Here is a 16935-nt window from a genome sequence, read left to right as displayed (position 1 = left end):
TGCTGCGGGCGGTGGGCTGGTGTTGTTGCCTAATCACCCACCCCCGCCCCCACCCCCCACGACTGGGCGAGCTCCGGAACCCGGTCGGTCCACGAACCGTGGGGTTCGAGGGTGATCTCGCGGACGTCGTCCTCACGGCGGTCCAGCCGCACCACCAGGTAGTCGTCCGACAGGCGCTCCGCCGAACCCTCGCCCCACTCGACCACGATCGCCGAGCGCTCCAGGTCCGTGTCCAGGTCCAGGTCGTCCAGCTGGGACAGGTCGCCGCCGAGGCGGTACGCGTCCACGTGCACCAACGGCACGCCCGATGCGCCCGCCGGGTGGACGCGGGCCAGGACGAACGTCGGGCTGCTCACCCGGCCGCCGACGCCGAGGCCGTCGGCGATGCCGCGGGTCAGCGTCGTCTTGCCCGCGCCGAGCGGCCCGGCCAGGAGGACCAGGTCACCCGCGCGCAGGACGCGGCCGAGGGCCCGTCCGAAGTCCATCGTTTCGTCGGGGGTCGGGAACACGAAACTCAACGCTGCCACCACCAGGTTCGCCGGGACGAGGATTCGCCGTCCGCACCGGAACAGCGTTGCAGGAGATCGATCAGATGGCTGTTCACCAGCTCGGGCTGCTCGAGCTGGACCATGTGGCCGGCGCCGCGGACGCGCACCAGCTCCGCGTCGGGCAGCTCGGCCGCGATCCGCTCGGCGTGCGCGAACGGCGTGAACCGGTCCGAATCGCCGCCGATGACCAGGACTTCGGCGTGCTTCAGGCCGGCCAGCGCCGCGTACCGGTTGTGGCTGCCGAGGGTGTCGACGAAGTTCACGAGCCCGCGCACCGGCGTCACTTCGAGCATCTCGAGCATGAAGTCGACGAGCCGGGGCGCGACGTCGCGGCTGCCGAACGCCAGCCGGCGTACCGCCTGCCGCGTCAGCTGGCCACCGGCCGCGCGGACGAACTCGACCAGCCCCGGCTGCCAGCCGGCGAGCCCACCGGCGGCGCGCGTGAGCGGGTTGTACTTCGAGAGCAGCGAACGCGGCAGCCCGCGTGCGCCCACCTCGCCCGCGGCCGTCGCGATGAAGGCGACGCCTTCCACCCGCTCTTCGAACAGCGAAGGGAACTCGGCGGCCAGTTCCATGATCACCATGCCGCCCATCGAGTGCCCCATCAGCACGATGGGCCCGTCCGGCACCACGGACCGCAGCACGCAGTCCAGGTCCCGGGCCAGCTGTTCGATGGTCGACGTCTCGGCCGAAGCCGCGCCGGACAGGCCGTGGCTGCGGTGGTCGTAGTACACCTGACGCACCCGCGGCAGCCGCAGCGACGCCAGGTCGCGGCGCTGGAAGTGCCAGCAGCGCCGGGAAAGCGCGAAGCCGTGCACCCCCACCACGGTCAGTTCCGGTTCGCCGCCGTCCTCCGGGTCGATCTCCTCGACCGAAAGCGGCGTGCCGTCCTCGGCCGCGACCGTCGACGTGCGGTCGGGCTTCAGCTCCCCCAGCGGCTCGTCCACGTACGGATCCTCACTGTGCCGCCGCTGCTGCGCGGCGACGATAGCGGCGGCAGCGGTCCCGGTGGCCAAGGCCCCGACCCCGCCGGCGATGGCCAGCAGTCGACGTGAAGGTGTCACGAGCGCTCCCCCAGATACCGGCGCCGCACGCGCGGGCGGTACATCGAGGTGACGATCTCGTAGTCGATGGTTCCCAGCTTGTCGGCCCATTCCCGGGCCGTCGGCTCGCCGTGCGTCCCCGCGCCGAACAGGACGACCTCCTCGCCGGCGGACGGCTCGTAGTCGCCGCAGTCGACGACGAGCTGGTCCATGCAGACCCGCCCGGCGACCGGCCGCCGCTGCCCGCCGAGGAGTACGTCCATCCGTCCGGACAGCGACCGCGGGACGCCGTCGGCGTAGCCGGCCGGCACCAGCGCCAGGTTCGTGTCACGCTCCGCGGTCCAGGTGTGCCCGTACGACACGGATTCGCCGGCCTCGATCCGCTTGACCAGCGCGACCGCCGACCGGAACGTCATGGCCGGGCGCAGGTCTTCGGCCTGCGGCACCGGGTTGAGCCCGTACATCGCGATGCCCGGGCGCACGAGGTCGAAGTGCAGGTCGGGCCGGGTCAGCAGGGCCGCGGAGTTCGCGAGGTGCCGCATCGGGTCGAGCCCGGCGGCGCGGGCGGTGTCGTAGGCCTCGGCGAACCGCTTGGCCTGCAGGTCGGTCGCCGGGTGATCCGGCTCGTCCGCGCACGCGAGGTGGGACCAGATGGCGACGACCTCGACCCGCGGTTCGGCGGCCGCCGCTTCGACCAGCCCGGCCCACGCGGCGGGCGGGCAGCCGTTGCGCGACAACCCGGTGTCGATTTTGAGGTGCACACGCGCCCGGGTACCCGGTTTCGCCGCGGCCGCGATGCGGCGAAGCTCACCCAGCGAGCTGGCCGCGAGGTCGATGTCGTTTTCGACGCCCGCCGCGAAGTCGACGTCGGGGGTGTCCAGCCAGCTGAACAGCCGGCTGGTGATCCCGGCCTCGCGCAGGGCGAGGGCCTCGCCGAGCGAGCAGGTGCCGAGCCAGGACGCACCGGCCTCGACCGCGGCGCGCGCCACCGGCAGCGCGCCGTGGCCGTAGGCATCGGCCTTCACCACGGCCATCACCTGGGCACCGGGCGCGCGGGCGCCCAGCAGGGTGAGGTTGTGGCGGATGGCGTCGAGGTCGATGTCGACCTGCGCCCGCGGGAAACTGGGGGTCATGGCAACCCCCAGTTTCCCATGACCCGAGGTCAGGGCAGGCGCGCCCCGGACGTGGCGGAGAACACGTGCAGCTCGTCCGGGCGGATCCGCAGGTGCAGGGTGTCACCCATGGCCGGCGGCGTGCGCGGGTCGACCCGGACCACCACGTTGGGGCGGGTGTCGTCCGCGTCGGTCTGGGCGAGCTTGCCGTAGACGAACGCGTCCGAGCCGAGCTCCTCGACCAGGTCCACCTTGATCGGCAGCGTGCCGTCTTCGCCGGTGGCGACCTCGAGGGCCTCCGGCCGGAAGCCGAGCGTCACGGTGTCGCCGTCGGCCGCGGCCAGCGTCTCGCGGGTCAGCGGCACGCGCGCGCCGCCCACCTCGGCGCCGTCGGCCGTCAGCTTCGCCGTGACGAGGTTCATCGCGGGCGAGCCGATGAAGCCGGCGACGAAAGCGTTTGCGGGCCGGTCGTACAGGGCGCGCGGGGTGTCGCACTGCTGCAGCAGGCCGTCCGACAGCACCGCGACGCGGTCACCCATCGTCATGGCCTCGACCTGGTCGTGCGTGACGTACACCGTCGTGACGCCGAGGCGGCGCTGCAACGCGGCGATCTGCGTACGCGTCGAGACACGCAGCTTCGCGTCGAGGTTCGACAGCGGCTCGTCCATGAGGAAGACCTGCGGCTCGCGGACGATCGCGCGGCCCATCGCGACGCGCTGGCGCTGGCCACCGGAGAGCGCTTTCGGCTTGCGGTCGAGGTACTGCTCGATGTCGAGCAGCTTCGCCGCCTCGAGGACCTTCTGCTTGATCTCGGACGCGGGCCGCCCGGCGATCTTCAGCGCGAAGCCCATGTTCTGCGCGACCGTCATGTGCGGGTACAGCGCGTAGTTCTGGAACACCATCGCGATGTCGCGCGAGCGCGGCGGCAGCTGGGTGACGTCGCGGTCGCCGATCCAGACGGCGCCGTCGTCGATGTCCTCGAGACCGGCGAGCATGCGCAGGCTGGTCGACTTGCCGCAGCCCGACGGACCGACCAGCACGAGGAACTCGCCGTCCTCGATCTGCAGGTCCAGCGCGTCGACCGCGGGGCGCTCCGAGCCGGCGTAACGCCGGGTCGCCTTGTCGTAGGTGATGGAAGCCATCGGTCAGTCCTCTCCGAGATTCCGCCGGACCCCGTAAGCCGCTTCGCGGGCTTCGAGGTGGCGCTGCTGGATCCGGTGGCCCTCGGCGCGCTGCGCCTCGGTCGGCTCGTCCAGCTCGAGCCGGAGCTTCTGGTGTTCCTGCCAGGACGGGGGTTCCGCGCTGGAAGCCAGGGCCCACGCCGCCTGCCGCGCCGCGCCGAGCGCGACGTACTCGGCGACTTCGGGCAGCTGCACGGGCACGCCGAAGACCAGCGGCGCGACCGCGCGGACGGCCCGCGACTGGGCACCACCGCCGATCAGCAGCACGCGCTGGACGTCGAGGCCGTGCGCGCGCACCGCGTCGAGACCCGCGGCCAGGCCGCAGAGCATGCCTTCGACGGCGCTGCGCGCGAGGTTCTCCGGGGTCATGTTGTCCCTGGTCAGCCCGGCCAGCGAACCGGTGGCGCCGGGCAGGTTCGGGGTGCGCTCGCCGTCCAGGTACGGCAGGAAGGTGAGCCCGCCGGCGCCGGGCGCGGCGGCCAGCGCGAGCCGGTCGAACTCGCTCAGCGTCGCGCCGAGCATCGCGGCCGTCGCGGTCAGGACGCGGGCAGCGTTGAGGGTGCAGGCGAGCGGCAGGAAGCGGCCGGTGGCGTCGGCGAACCCGGCGACCTCGCCGCTGACGTCGGCCGCACCGGTCTCGGCGACGCCGAACACGGTGCCGCTGGTGCCGAGCGAGACGACGGCGTCGCCCGGCTGGAGTTCCAGCCCGAGCGCGGCGGCCATGTTGTCGCCGGTGCCGGCGGAGACGAGCACGCCGTCCGGGGTGTGGCCGGCGGCGTCGGCCGGGCCGAGCACCGTCGGCAGCTCCGGCGTCCGGCCGCCGAAGGCGTGGCTCAGGACGTCGAGGCGGTAGGCGTTGTCGGACGGCGAGAAGTAGCCGGTGCCCGAGGCGTCACCGCGGTCGGTGACCGGGTCGCCGCCGGTGAGCTTCCAGGTCAGCCAGTCGTGCGGGAGCAGGACCCGCGTGACGCGGTCGGCGAGCTCGGGCTCGTTCTCCGCCATCCAGCGCAGCTTCGTGACGGTGAAGCTGGCGACCGGCACCGAGCCGACGGACTTCGCCCAAGCCGACGGCCCGCCGAGTTCCTCGATGAGGTCGAGCGCCGCCTGCGCGGACCGGGTGTCGTTCCAGAGCAGCGCCGGCCGGACCACCTCGCCGTCTTCGTCGAGGGTGACCATGCCGTGCTGCTGCCCGCCGACGCCGATCGCCCGGACGCCGTCGAGCAGGCCTTTCGACGCCTCCTGGAAGGCATCCCACCAGGCGGCGGGGCCGACCTCGGTGCCCTCGGGGTGCGGCGCGCGGCCGGTGCGGACGATCTCGCCGGTTTCCGCGTCGCACACGACGACCTTGGTCGACTGCGTGGACGAGTCGATGCCGGCGACCAGCTCAGCTGTCATAGGGCTGCCCCTCTGCGACGTGTTCGACGATCTCGATCGCGGTGCCGGCGTTGAGCGCGGCCTCGATCTCCTCGGTGGGTGTGGCCTGGCCGGTGATCAGCAGGTCGTAGTCGCCGACGTCACCGTGCGCGTAGGTGGCGGTGCGGCCGAACTTCGAGTGGTCGACGACCAGGACGTTCTGGTTGGCGATCTTGAGCGCGGCCTTCTTGAGCTCGGCGTAGTCGCGGTCCGGGTGGAACAGGCGGCCGACGGCGACGGCGGTGACCGAGACGAACGCGACGTCGGCGCGGATGCTGTCGAGCAGGTTGATGACCTCGGGACCGGCGCAGGAGTCGTATTCGTGGCTGTACCGGCCGCCGGCGAGCACGACGTCGACCTTCGGCCCGAGCAGCCGGGCGGCGTGCAGCGAGTTGGTGACGACGGTGAGGGCGTCGATCTCGGCCAGCCGACGGACCAGCGGGAGGAGCGTGGTCGAGTCGTCGACGAAGACGGTCTGGCCGGGCTGGACGTGGTTCGCGGCCGAGTCGCCGAGGGCTTCCTTCTCGCCGTGGTGGAGCGTGTCGCGGAAGCGGGCGGCGGTCTCGATGGTGAGCGCGGGGTACGCCTCCACCTTGCCGCGCAGCTTGCGCAGGAGCCGGCGCTCGGCGAGGTCGTCGAGGTCGCGGTGCATGGTCATCAGGCTGACCTTGAACCTCGACGTCAGGTCGTCGATCCGGGCTTCGCCGTGCTCGATGACGTGATCGAGGATGTCCTGCCGCCGCTGCTCGACGACGGCATCGGACGGCCGGGTCTTCCGGTCTCCGGATACTGTGCCGCCGCTCACACGGCATTCTTACCAGATTTACCCCGTGAAGTTAACAGAGAACTCGATAAGTCTTCTCACGAATGTCAGGTCGTCAGCGACCGGATCGAGCGGATGGCCTCCGGGATCGCGTGGACCAGGCCGGAGGCCGACGTCGGGGCGTTCTGGGCCGCGATCGCGCCCGCCAGGGAGTGCACGTGGGCGGCGGCCGCTGCGGCCAGCCAGGGGTCCAAGCCGGCCGCCAGCAGGGCCCCGACCAGGCCCGAGAGGACGTCACCCGAGCCCGCGGTTGCGAGCCAGGCGCCGCGCGGGGTGTTGACCGCCGTCCGGCCGTCCGGGGCCGCGATCACCGTGCAGTGGCCCTTCAGCAGCACCACCGCGTCGTACTTCTTCGCCGCTTCGCGCGCCGCCGTCACGCGGTCCGCTCCCGGCTTGCGGCCCATCAGGCGCTCGTACTCGCCCGCGTGCGGGGTCAGGACCAGGGGCGTGTCCGGGTCGCGCGCGTCCAGGACCTCCGGGGACTTCGCGATGATCGTCGTCGCATCGGCGTCCGCGCAGACCGGGACGCCCTGGCCGAGGACGTGGTGCAGGACGTCCCGGCCGTCGGAACCCGTGCCGATGCCGGGCCCGACCACCCACGCCTGGACCCGGCCCGCGTCGGCCACCGTGCCGGTCGCGATGACCTCCGGCCACTGGGCGCGGACGACGTCCGCCGCGTGGCCCGCGTAGCGCACGAGACCCGAGGTCGCGCGGACGGCCGAGCCCGCGGCGAGCACCGCCGCGCCCGGGTACGTCGCCGAGCCCGCCGCGACGCCCACCACGCCCTGGCTGTACTTGTCGTCCTCCGGGCCGGGCACCGGCCAGGCCGCGGCGACGTCCACGATGTCCAGGCGCTCCAGCGACGGTTCGGTCAGGTCCAGACCGATGTCGACCAGCACGACCTCGCCGCACCACGACGGCGCCAGGGCGTGGACCGGTTTGAGCGCGCCGAAGGTGACCGTGCGGGTGGCCCGCACCGCCGGGCCGTCGACCGCGCCGGTGTCCGCGTCGACGCCGCTGGGCAGGTCGACGGCGACGATCGGGGCCTCGACCAGCTCGACCAGCCGTGCCGCGTCCGGCCGCAGGGACCCGCGCCCGGAGATGCCGACGATCCCGTCGACCACGACGTCGGCGCGGACGATCCACTGTGGACCGTCCGCGACGGACACGATCCGGCCGCCCGCCCGTCGCACCGCGCGAAGACCCGCGGAGTGCGCCTTCTCGGGCGTGAGCAGGATCGCCGTGACGGCCACCCCGCGGCGGCGCAGGAACGCGCCGGCCCACAGGGCGTCGCCGCCGTTGTCGCCCGAGCCGACCAGGAGCACGACCCGGCGGCCGGAAACGCCGCCGGTGTGGTCCTCCAGGAGATCCGCGATCTGCACCGCGAGCCCGAACGAGGCTCGCCGCATCAGCTCGCAGTCGGGCGTGACGGCGAACGCCCGCCCCTCCGCCTCGCGAATCCGTTCCGTGGTCCAGATTCCCTGCACGGCGGCGACCCCCGCTTACTCGACGGTGACGGACTTCGCCAGGTTACGCGGCTTGTCGACGTCGTACCCGCGGGCGCGGGCGATCTCCGCGGCCAGCACCTGCAGCGGCACCGTGGACACCAGCGGCTGCAGCAGCGTCGGCACCGCGGGGACCTCGATGAGCTCGTCGGCGAACGGCCGGACGGTCTCGTCGCCCTCTTCGGCGATCACGATCGTGCGGGCGCCACGCGCCTGGATCTCGCTGATGTTGGACACGAGCTTCGAGTGCAGCACCGCGCGGCCCTTGGGCGACGGCATCACGACGACGACCGGCAGGCCCTCTTCGATCAGCGCGATCGGGCCGTGCTTGAGCTCGCCGGCGGCGAAGCCCTCGGCGTGCATGTACGCCAGTTCCTTGAGCTTCAGCGCGCCTTCGAGGGCGACCGGGAAGCCGACGTGGCGGCCGAGGAACAGGATCGCCTTGGAGTCGGCGATCCGGCGGCCGAGGTCGCGCACCTGTTCCACAGTGGACAGTACCTTCTGGACGGCCGCGGGCATGGCCTCGAGCTCGGCGAACTCGCGCGCGACCTCGTCCGGGTACTTCGTGCCGCGCGCCTGGGCCAGCGCCAGGCCGACCAGGTAGTTGGCCGCGATCTGGGCGAGGAACGCCTTCGTCGACGCGACGCCGATCTCGGGCCCGGCGTGGGTGTAGAGCACGGCGTCGGACTCGCGCGGGATCTGCGCGCCGTTGGTGTTGCAGACGGCGAGGACGCGCGCCTTCTGCTCACGCGCGTGCCGGACGGCTTCTAGCGTGTCCGCCGTCTCGCCGGACTGGCTCACCGCGACGACGAGCGTGTCGCGGTCGAGGACCGGGTCGCGGTAGCGGAACTCGCTCGCCAGCTCGACCTCGACCGGCAGCCGCGTCCAGTGCTCGATGGCGTACTTGGCGACCAGGCCGGAGTGGTAGGCCGAGCCGCAGGCGACGACGAAGACCTTGTCGACGTCGCGGAGGTCCTGGTCGGAGATGCGCTGCTCGTCGAGGATGATCCGGCCGGACTCGAAGTGCCCGCGCAGCGTGTTCGCCAGCGCTTCGGGCTGCTCCTCGATCTCCTTGAGCATGAAGTACTCGTGGCCGCCCTTTTCGGCGGCGGAGAGGTCCCAGTCCACGGTGAACGGCTTGGCCTGGGCGGCGTCGCCGTGGAAGTCCAGGACCTCGTAGCCCTCGCGGGTGATGACGACGAGCTGGTCCTGGCCGAGCTCGACGGCCTCGCGGGTGTGCTCGATGAACGCGGCGACGTCGGAGGCGACGAAGTGCTCGCCCTCGCCGACGCCGACGACCAGCGGCGACGACCGGCGCGCGGCCACGATCGTGTCCGGGTGGTCGGCGTGCGTCACGACCAGGGTGAACGCGCCTTCGAGGCGGCGGCACACGGCGGCGACGCTGGCGGTGAAGTCACCCTTGGTGTCACCCTCGGTGTACGCCCGCGCGATCAGGTGAGCGGCGGTCTCGCTGTCGGTGTCGCTGGCCATCTCCACGCCGTCGGCTTCCAGCTCGGCGCGGAGGGCGGCGAAGTTTTCGATGATGCCGTTGTGCACGACGGCGACGCGCTGCGAGGCGTCGCGGTGCGGGTGCGAGTTGCGGTCGATCGGCGCGCCGTGGGTGGCCCAGCGGGTGTGCCCCATGCCGGCGGTGCCGCCGAAGTGCTCGCGGCCGACCTCGTCGAGCCGGCCTTCCAGGTTGGCCAGCCGGCCCGCCTTGCGCTCGACGGTCAGCGCACCGGCGCCGTCGAGGACCGCGACACCGGCCGAGTCGTAACCGCGGTACTCCATGCGCCGGAGCCCACCGAGGACGACGTCCAGAGCCGGGCGGTGCCCGACATATCCCACGATTCCACACACGCACACCAGCCTAACGAGGGACATTCAGCGGGTTGACGGGGTCCGCGAACCGCCCCCGACCTGCAAAGACACCCAGCCGGGTGGTTCAAACCAATACGGCGTATCCGGAGGGTCGGCTCGCGCAACCGGAAGGCTGGCTCGCGCACCCCGAGGGTCGGCCGGGCGTACCCGGCGGGTCGGCTCGCGGACCTGGGAAGTCGGCTGGCGTACCCGGCGGGTCGGCTCGCGTACCTGGAGGGCCGGCCGGTCTGAGCGGCCGGAACTGTCGGTGCCTGCCGGTAGAGTGGAAAACGGGGGGCGCCCCCGCGAGCGGCCGGATGTCGCGTTCGGCGCGCCGGGGCGGCGGGCGAGCCGGGGGACGGCGCGCACAGTAGGGTTCCGGCCATGGCCAGCAAGCCCAAGCAGCTGCTCGCGGAGTTGACGCACCCGGGTCCGCACGAGGTCCTGCGGGGCAATCTCGCCCTGGTCGGGCTGCCCGGCGTCGTGTTCACGCCCCGGGCCGGCCTCGGACTGCCGGCCGTCGCCTTCGGGCACGGCTGGCTGCAGCCGCCCGACCGGTACCGGGAGCTGCTGCGCCACCTCGCCAGCTGGGGCATCGTCGCCGCCGCGCCGGCCACCCAGCGCGGGCCGCTGCCCTCGCACCGGCTGCTCGCCGCCGACCTGCTGACCACCCTCGACGTCGTGACGACCGTGCGGCTCGGCCCGGACGGCATCAGCGTCGACCCCGCCAAGCTCGGGCTCGCCGGCCACTCGACCGGCGGCGGCTCCGCCGTCCTCGCCGCGGCGCAGGACGCGCAGAGCGAGAAGCCCCGGATCAAGGCCGTCGCCACGATCACGGCGGCCCAGACGCTCCCGCCGGCCACCGAGGCGGCCAAGGCGATCACCGTTCCCGGCCTGCACCTGGCCGCGGAGACGGACCTGGTCGCCCCGTCCGCCGCGCACGCCGAGGCCATCGCCGGGGCGTGGGGCGGCGACGACGTCCAGCTGCGCTTCCTCGGCAAGGCGTCCCACCTGGGCGTCACCGAGGGCCGGCACTGGTCGCAGCTGATCATGCACGGCAAGCCGCACCGCAAGACGCAGCAGCTGACGCGCGCGCTGTTCACGGCGTTCTTCCTGACCCACCTGACCGGCACCGACAAGTACCGGCCGCTGCTCGAGGCGGACGTCAAGCGCGCCCCCATCGAGCGCGAAGAAGAGCCCGCCCACTGACGCGGACGGGCTCTTCCCGGGCTCAGACCAGCCAGCTCGTGCTGGAGAAGTCGTCCTCGTCGTCGGGCTGACGCGCGTGCCGTCCACGCCGCGGCGGCTCGGGGGCGGCCGGCGGCGGTTCCGGGGCCGGCTCCGGGCGTGGCGGGGCCGCCACGGCCGGGGTGCCGTAGCTCGGCGTCGGGTAGTTCGTGTAGCCGGTGTCCGCTTCCTCTTCGTGGACGCCGAACTCCATCAGCGACTCGCGGGACTTGTCGGCCAGCGTCTTCTCCGTCGCCCAGCCGCCCGCGCTCTGCTTGCGCTTGTTGAGCTCGTCCATGTGCTCGGCGTACTTCTGCGCGGCCGCGAGCTCCCGCTGCATGCCTTCGCGGGCCTGCTGCTGGGCCTCGGCGAGCCGGCGTTCGCGCAGCCCCCGCTGCTCGTCCTGCTCCCGCGCCGCGGCTTCCATCGTCGAGATCGCCGCGCGATACCGGTCTTCGGCGCTGCTCATCGGCCCTCCTCGGCCCTCGTCACCGGTCGTACCGGATCGAACGGTCACCCTCGTCGTCCAGCGAACCGCTGATCCGGCCCTTCGCGCCGGACGTCTCGAACACGCCGCCCTCGACGCGGTACTGGCTGGGCCCGCGCTGCTGGTCGCCGCCACCGCCACCCGGTGCGCCGCCCATGCCGCCCATCATGCCCATGCCGCCCATCCCCGACATCGCGCTCGAGCTCGACGAGCTCGCGGCCGCCTGGTGCAGGCCGGGGTCGACCGGCGTGGCACCGAGCCCGCCCCCGCCGTCGGACATCGGCAACGAGGCGTCGCTGCCCGTCTGGGCGCCCGGGTCCAGCGACACGGCGCCGGCGAAGTCCGGCGACCCGCCGCCGGTGACGGCGGAGCCGAAGTTGCTCGCGCCGGCCGTCGTCGTCGCGTCACCGGTGCCGCCGCTCGCGCCCGCGTCGGCCGTCGCCACCGCGGGCTCGGCTCCGACGCTGCCGCCGAGGTCGCCGTCGAAGCCGCCGGGCGCGGTGAACCCCGAAGTCGCTTCGCTGCGCGTGAAGCCGGGGTCGGGGTTGGCCGGCGCCGGGTCCTTGGTCAGCGGGGATTCGGCGTTCGGGTCGTGCCGGATGTCCGAACCGGACGCGCCGGACGTGCCCGTGGTGCCGTCGGCGCCCGGCTTGCCGTCCGCCTTGACGTCCGCCTTGCCGTCGCCGGCCTTCGGGTCGTCCTTCTCGTCCAGGGTGTAGGTGGTCGGCTCGCCCTTGCCGTCGTCGACGGTCACGATCGTCGGCCCGTCCGGGCCCTCCGGCCGCTCGGCGGTGATCTTGAGGTTGCCGTCCTGGATGTGGATCTTGCCGTCTGGCCCCGGCTTGTAGCTGCCGTCCGCGCCGGGCTGGCCTTCCTTGACCGCCTGCTGGCTGCCCTGCGGGCCGAAGGACGCCTTGTCGCCGTCCTTGCCGTCCGCGCCCTTGGCGCCGTCCTTGTCGTCGTCACCCCAGTCGAGGTGGTAGTCCTTCTTGTGGCCGTGGCCGTCGTCCACGGAGATGTCCTGCTTGCCCTCCTTGTCGGGCTCGGACATCGAGATCGTGTTGTCGCCCTTCTTGACCGACACCGTGTCGGTGTCGTCGAGGTCCTTGATGGCCTCGCCGGTCTTCGGGTCGATCGGGTACGGCTGGCCGGTCGACGGGTCGACCTCCAGGGGCTTGCCGGTGATCGGGTTCTTGCCGTCTTCGTGCTTCGGCGGCTCTTCGGCCTTCGGCGGCTCGACCGCCGACGGCGTCGTGCCACCACCCCCGGTGCCACCGCCGGTGCCACCGCCCCCGGTGCCGCCGCCTCCGGTCCCACCGCCCCCGGTGCCGGTGCCACCCGTCCCGGTGCTCCCGGTGTTGCCGGAGTTCCCGGTCTTGTCGCCGCCGCCGCCGTCGTTCTTGGCCTCGGTCAGCTGGTTGCGGTAGCCGTCCATGTACCGCGCCAGCGCGCCGAACTGCTGGTCGATGGTCTGCTTGGCGGCCGTGCAGGACCCGTCGAACGCGTTGATCAGGCTCTTGTACTCGGTCGAGAACGCGCCGTCACGCCAGTAGCGGCAGACGTTCCGGCCGTATTCCTTGTTCTCGTCGTTGAAGCCGCAGTCGTCGTTCTGCAGCCGCTCGGCCAGGTTCGACGGGTTGCCGTTCTTCGCGTTGACGGCGTCGATCCAGCCGGCGACCTTCATGAAGTCGTCGAACTTGTCGGTGTCGCCGTTGGCGATCTTGAGGACGTCCTTGGCCATCGGGATGTCGGCCTCGGCGATCACCGGGCGGTGCAGCTGCAGGACCTCGTCGACCTTCTTCTTCACCGCGGTGAAGACCTGCGAGACGGTCTCCGGGATCAGCTTGGCCGCGCCGTCGATCTGCTGCGACAGCTCCTTCGCGTGCGGCTTGATCGTCTCGTCGTACTTGATCTCCGCCGCGTTGGCGCCCTTGCCCTTCCACTCGCCGAAGAGCGTCTGCAGCTCGGTGTCGCTCTTGGTGAGGGTTTCCTCGACGACCTTGTGCGCCTTGCTCAGGTCGTCGGCGTCGCTGAGGAACTTCTGGTACTGGATCCCGCGGTTCTCGTGGAACTTGTCCTTGAGGTCCGTCTGGGAGTTCTTCTTTTCGCCTTCGCCGCCCTTGATCTGGTTCCAGACCTCGTCGGTCCACTTGGCGAGCAGGTCGACCGCCACGTTGCCCTGGTCGAGCTGTTCGTCGGAACTCTTCGCGCCGGCCCCCAGCGCCGGCGCGGCGATCCCGTCGAGGTTCTTCTTCGCCTGGTCCCGTTCGGCGGTCTGCCGCTGGTGTTCCTGGTTCTTGGCCGCCGACTCCTGCTTCGCCTCGGAGACGATCTCGTCGGTGTCGTCCGAGTCGAACGCGTCCCAGCCGCCGCCACCGTCGGAATAGTTTTCGATGTACTTCTTCGCGTACTCTTCTTCTTCGTCGTTGAAGTTGAAGGTGTTGCGGTCGTACTCCTCCATGAGCTTCGTCTTGGTGTCCATGGAGACGTTCGGGTCGTCGAGGACCTTCTTGATTTCGGCCCAGTCAGCCATCAGCGGTTACCCCCGGCCTGGTTCGCGGTCGCCCCGGCGTTCGCTTCCTGGGTCGTGTACTTGCCGCCCGCGGTCCCGATCCCGCCGCCGAGGTTCGCGAGGGCGTTCGACAGCCCGGTCAGGCCCGCGCCGATCTCGTCCATCCCGGCCTTGTACTTGCCGAAGCTCTCCTGGTGCACGCGGCCGAAGTCGGCGGCGACGATCTCGGTCGGCGCGACCTTCTTGGCTTCGGCCGCCGGGTCGTCGGCGACGTCCGCCAGGCGCACCTGCGCCCGCGTCATCGCCTCCGAACTCGCTGCATACCCGTCCGGCATGGTCGCTGCCCCCTTCGATCCCGCACTCCTGCGATGTCACAGTCTCGCTGACGTTCCGGGACTGTGACGCGCCCGGACACCGTTCGGTGCCGTCGCAGATGCACAGAGAGTCTAGCGTCCGGCCGGGCGGCGGACCTGCGGTTCCGCGAAGTGCACCCGCCCGAGCCCTACTCCCGGCGGCCCTGCGCCGCGACCGCCTCGGCGATCACCTCGGCGACGCCGCGGATGTCCACCAGCCGGTCGAGCTCGTCCAGGTCGACCGAGACGCCGTAGGTCACCTCGGCCCGGGCCAGCAGCTGGATGCGCTGCCGGGACGTCATACCGATGTCGTCGAACGGCGTGGTGTCGGTGAGCCGCTCCGGCGGGATCTCCAGCGCGAACGCGATGATCCGCCGGATCTCGTCGACGTAGGCCCCCGGGTCAGTCATGGCGCCCATTCTCGCCCCACCAGCGGTCCCGGGCCGCGGCGCGGGACACCTTGCCGCTGGAGGTCCGCGGCACCTCGCCCGGCCGCACCAGCCACACCGCGCGCACCGGCAGGTCGTGCCCGGCCGAGACGGCCCGCCGCACGGCCGTCTCGACCTCTTCGCCCGGCGCGGTGCACCCGGCCACGACGGCGACGCCTTCGCCGTGGCCGTCCCGCACGCCGAACGCGGCGGCACGCCGGACGCTCGGGTGCGCGGCCTCGACGGTGGCCTCGATGTCCTGCGGGTGGTGGTTGCGGCCGTCGACGATGATCAGGTCCTTGCGGCGGCCGGTGACGTACAACTGTCCGTTGTGGACGAAGCCGAGGTCGCCGGTGGCCAGCCAGCCGCCGGGGGCGAGCACGTCGTCGCGGCCCCAGTAGCCGTCGGCGAGGTTCGGGCCCGACACCTGGATCTCCTTGTCGGCAACGCGGATCCGCTGGCCGTACGGGCGCCCCACCGACACGTGCGGCTCGCCGTCGAACACGGTGATCGTCGCTCCTTCGTCGCCGGCGCTCGTGACGAACACCGTCGCCTCGGCGAGCCCGTAGGCCGGCTTGTGGGCGGCGGGCGGCAGCCCGAAGGGCGCGAAGGCCCGCGCGAAGTTCTCGACGGTGGCCGCGCGCACCGGCTCGCTGCCGTTGAGCAGGGAGTTGACGTGGGAGAGGTCGACGGCTTCGAGCTCTCCGGCCGCCTCCGCGGCCAGGTCGAAGGCGAAGTTCGGCGCGGCGGTGACGGCCCCCGGGTGCTCGGCCAGCAGCCGGATCCAGCGCAGCGGGTCGCGCACGAACTCCATCGGCGTGAAGAAGACCGAGCGCGAGCCGAGGAAGACAGGCGTGCCGACGAGCAGGACCAGGCCCATGTCGTGGAAGAACGGCACCCAGCCGACCAGGGGAGTCGAGGCGTCGGCGCGGTAGCACTGCGTCGTCTGCCAGCAGGCGGCCACCAGCGCGCGGTGCGAGATCACCGCGCCGGCCGGGCGGCGCGTCGAGCCGGACGTGTACTGCAGGTACGCCGGATCGGTCATCGCCACGGCGGCGGGCGGCTCGGCGTCGCCGTCCTCGATGTCTTCGATGTCATCGACGGCGAGCACGGCGACCGGCGGGACCTTGTCCACCAGGTCCTTCGACGTGAGGCAGGCCGCCGGGGTGGCGTCCGCGAAGGCCGCCTCGATCCGGGCGCGGTTCGTGCGGCCGGTCGGCACCGACAGCGGCACCGCGATGCGCCCGGCGTAGAGCGTCCCGAGGAAGGCGGTGACGTAGCCGAGGTCCTGCCGGGCGACGATCGCCACCCGGTCGCCCGGCCGGGTGACGCGCCGCAGCTCGCGGGCGACGCCGCGGACGCGGGCGAGCAGCTGCGGCCAGGTCAGCGTGCGGTCGGCCGGGCCCGGGAAGGTGCGGCAGGTGAACGCGGGGCGGTCCGCGCCCGCGTTGCGGAGCAGGTAGTCCGTGAACGGCGTGGTCAGGACGTCATCCGGGACGGCTGCGGGCGGCACGGCTCCATCCTGCCCTACCGTGTCGAAGCGATGGACGAGTTCGAACGGCACGGCATCGGGGTGGTCTCCGGCCGCGACGCGTGCGCACGGGCCCTGCGGTCGCTCGAGCTGACGTCGGATCCCGGTGGCGGCTCGCCCAGCCTGCTGCTGCGGGACGGCGAAGAGCACACCCGCGTGCGCTCGGTGCTGCGAGAGATCATCGCCGGGCTGGAGCCGTTCCCCGACACCCTGCGCACGTCGATCGAGGCCCTGGTGGCCGGCCTGGGGACGTCGTTCGACCTCGTGCGCGACTTCGCGCGGCCGGTGGCGGGGCTGGTGACGTCGGCGGTGCTGGGCCTCCCCCTCGACGACGTCTTCCTGGACCACCTCGAGGCGACGACGGCGAACCTCGACGTCTTCGGCGGGGTGGACCGGGCCGGGCAGGCGTCGGCGTTCCGGCTGGCGGTCCAGCTCAGCCGGACTCCGGCCGGGCCAGGTGGGCTGACGGCGTTGCGGGAGGCGCACGCGGCCGGGCGGCTCGACGAAGACGAGCTGACGTTCACCCCGGTCGTGCTGGCGCACGCGGCGTACGAGAACTCGCTGAACTTCCTGGCCTGCGCGGGCCTCGAACTCGCGGGTTCAGGCCCGCGCAGCGTGCGCGAGCTGGTGACGGCGATCTGCCCGGCCCGGTACGTCCTGCGCTTCGGCCCGGACGGCCCGGTGGCGATCTCCCTGGCCGACGGCCTGCCGTTCGGCCTGGGCCGGCACGCGTGCCCGGGATCCGGCGTCGCGCTGGCCGAGGGCGAGATCGCGCTCGGCGCGCTGGCCGCGCACCTCGGCAGCGGGTGCGAAGTGCGGGACGTGCGTTGGAAGACTCATCCGGTGTTCCACGGCTTGGTCTCGGCGCGAGTTGTCGTGAGTGTTCAGGCGAGTTAGAACTCGCCTGAACAC

At 72.4% G+C, this 16935-nt stretch carries 15 protein-coding genes; 2 read left to right on the top strand and 13 right to left on the bottom strand.

The genetic code is table 11. The features are described from left to right. Positions 1-29: 29 nt before the first annotated feature. The 8 genes from tsaE to glmS all read right to left on the bottom strand — a co-directional run bounded on the left by tsaE (position 30) and on the right by glmS (position 9485). Positions 30-518 (bottom strand): tRNA (adenosine(37)-N6)-threonylcarbamoyltransferase complex ATPase subunit type 1 TsaE, encoded by a 489-nt coding sequence (gene tsaE / locus AB0M93_RS47040; protein ID WP_364287504.1) that lies wholly within the window; start codon positions 516-518, stop codon positions 30-32. Then, positions 515-1612, bottom strand: a complete 1098-nt coding sequence (locus AB0M93_RS47035; protein ID WP_364287501.1) for an alpha/beta hydrolase — start codon at positions 1610-1612, stop codon at positions 515-517. The genes tsaE and AB0M93_RS47035 overlap by 4 nt, the downstream gene beginning before the upstream one ends. Next, positions 1609-2724 carry an alanine racemase gene (alr, locus tag AB0M93_RS47030; RefSeq protein WP_364287498.1) on the bottom strand — a complete coding sequence of 372 codons (1116 nt, stop codon included), beginning with the start codon at positions 2722-2724 and terminating at the stop codon, positions 1609-1611. The genes AB0M93_RS47035 and alr overlap by 4 nt, the downstream gene beginning before the upstream one ends. Positions 2725-2753: 29 nt before the next feature. Beyond that, positions 2754-3845, bottom strand: coding sequence for a sn-glycerol-3-phosphate ABC transporter ATP-binding protein UgpC (gene ugpC, locus AB0M93_RS47025; RefSeq protein WP_364287495.1), 1092 nt, complete (start codon positions 3843-3845; stop codon positions 2754-2756). A gap of 3 nt (positions 3846-3848) precedes the next feature. Then, positions 3849-5279, bottom strand: a complete 1431-nt coding sequence (xylB, locus tag AB0M93_RS47020; protein WP_364287492.1) for a xylulokinase — start codon at positions 5277-5279, stop codon at positions 3849-3851. After that, positions 5269-6102 (bottom strand): DeoR/GlpR family DNA-binding transcription regulator, encoded by an 834-nt coding sequence (locus AB0M93_RS47015; protein ID WP_364287489.1) that lies wholly within the window; start codon positions 6100-6102, stop codon positions 5269-5271. Before AB0M93_RS47015 ends, xylB begins: the two co-directional genes overlap by 11 nt. Positions 6103-6167: 65 nt before the next feature. Then, positions 6168-7607, bottom strand: coding sequence for an NAD(P)H-hydrate dehydratase (locus AB0M93_RS47010; protein ID WP_364287486.1), 1440 nt, complete (start codon positions 7605-7607; stop codon positions 6168-6170). A 15-nt stretch (positions 7608-7622) separates the two neighbouring features. Next, complete coding sequence (gene glmS / locus AB0M93_RS47005; protein ID WP_364287483.1) at positions 7623-9485, bottom strand: glutamine--fructose-6-phosphate transaminase (isomerizing); 1863 nt, start codon at positions 9483-9485, stop codon at positions 7623-7625. 384 nt (positions 9486-9869) lie between these two features. Between glmS and AB0M93_RS47000 the strand changes: the two genes are divergently transcribed. Continuing rightward, positions 9870-10694: an alpha/beta hydrolase gene (locus tag AB0M93_RS47000; protein ID WP_364287480.1), complete on the top strand. Its 825-nt coding sequence runs from the start codon at positions 9870-9872 to the stop codon at positions 10692-10694. Between the two features lie 22 nt (positions 10695-10716). Here the strand turns inward: AB0M93_RS47000 and AB0M93_RS46995 are convergent, their stop codons facing one another. From AB0M93_RS46995 to AB0M93_RS46975, 5 genes are all read right to left on the bottom strand, one after another. Then, positions 10717-11181 (bottom strand): hypothetical protein, encoded by a 465-nt coding sequence (locus AB0M93_RS46995; RefSeq protein WP_364287477.1) that lies wholly within the window; start codon positions 11179-11181, stop codon positions 10717-10719. Between the two features lie 19 nt (positions 11182-11200). Continuing rightward, a complete protein-coding gene (locus AB0M93_RS46990; RefSeq protein WP_364287474.1) occupies positions 11201-13732 on the bottom strand; it encodes a hypothetical protein in 2532 nt (843 codons plus the stop codon). Next, entirely contained in the window at positions 13732-14046 is a 315-nt protein-coding gene (locus AB0M93_RS46985; RefSeq protein WP_364287472.1) for a hypothetical protein, read from the bottom strand. Before AB0M93_RS46985 ends, AB0M93_RS46990 begins: the two co-directional genes overlap by 1 nt. Before the next feature lie 167 nt (positions 14047-14213). Next, positions 14214-14474, bottom strand: a complete 261-nt coding sequence (locus AB0M93_RS46980; protein ID WP_364287469.1) for an acyl carrier protein — start codon at positions 14472-14474, stop codon at positions 14214-14216. Further along, positions 14467-16005 carry a fatty acyl-AMP ligase gene (locus AB0M93_RS46975; protein ID WP_364287466.1) on the bottom strand — a complete coding sequence of 513 codons (1539 nt, stop codon included), beginning with the start codon at positions 16003-16005 and terminating at the stop codon, positions 14467-14469. Before AB0M93_RS46975 ends, AB0M93_RS46980 begins: the two co-directional genes overlap by 8 nt. A gap of 30 nt (positions 16006-16035) precedes the next feature. Between AB0M93_RS46975 and AB0M93_RS46970 the strand changes: the two genes are divergently transcribed. Beyond that, entirely contained in the window at positions 16036-16920 is an 885-nt protein-coding gene (locus AB0M93_RS46970; RefSeq protein WP_364287463.1) for a cytochrome P450, read from the top strand. The last annotated feature ends 15 nt before the right edge of the window (positions 16921-16935 follow it).

The organism is Amycolatopsis sp. NPDC051102 (assembly GCF_040682815.1).
Taxonomy (GTDB): Bacteria; Actinomycetota; Actinomycetes; order Mycobacteriales; family Pseudonocardiaceae; genus Amycolatopsis.
This window is presented reverse-complemented; position numbering and strand designations above follow the sequence as displayed.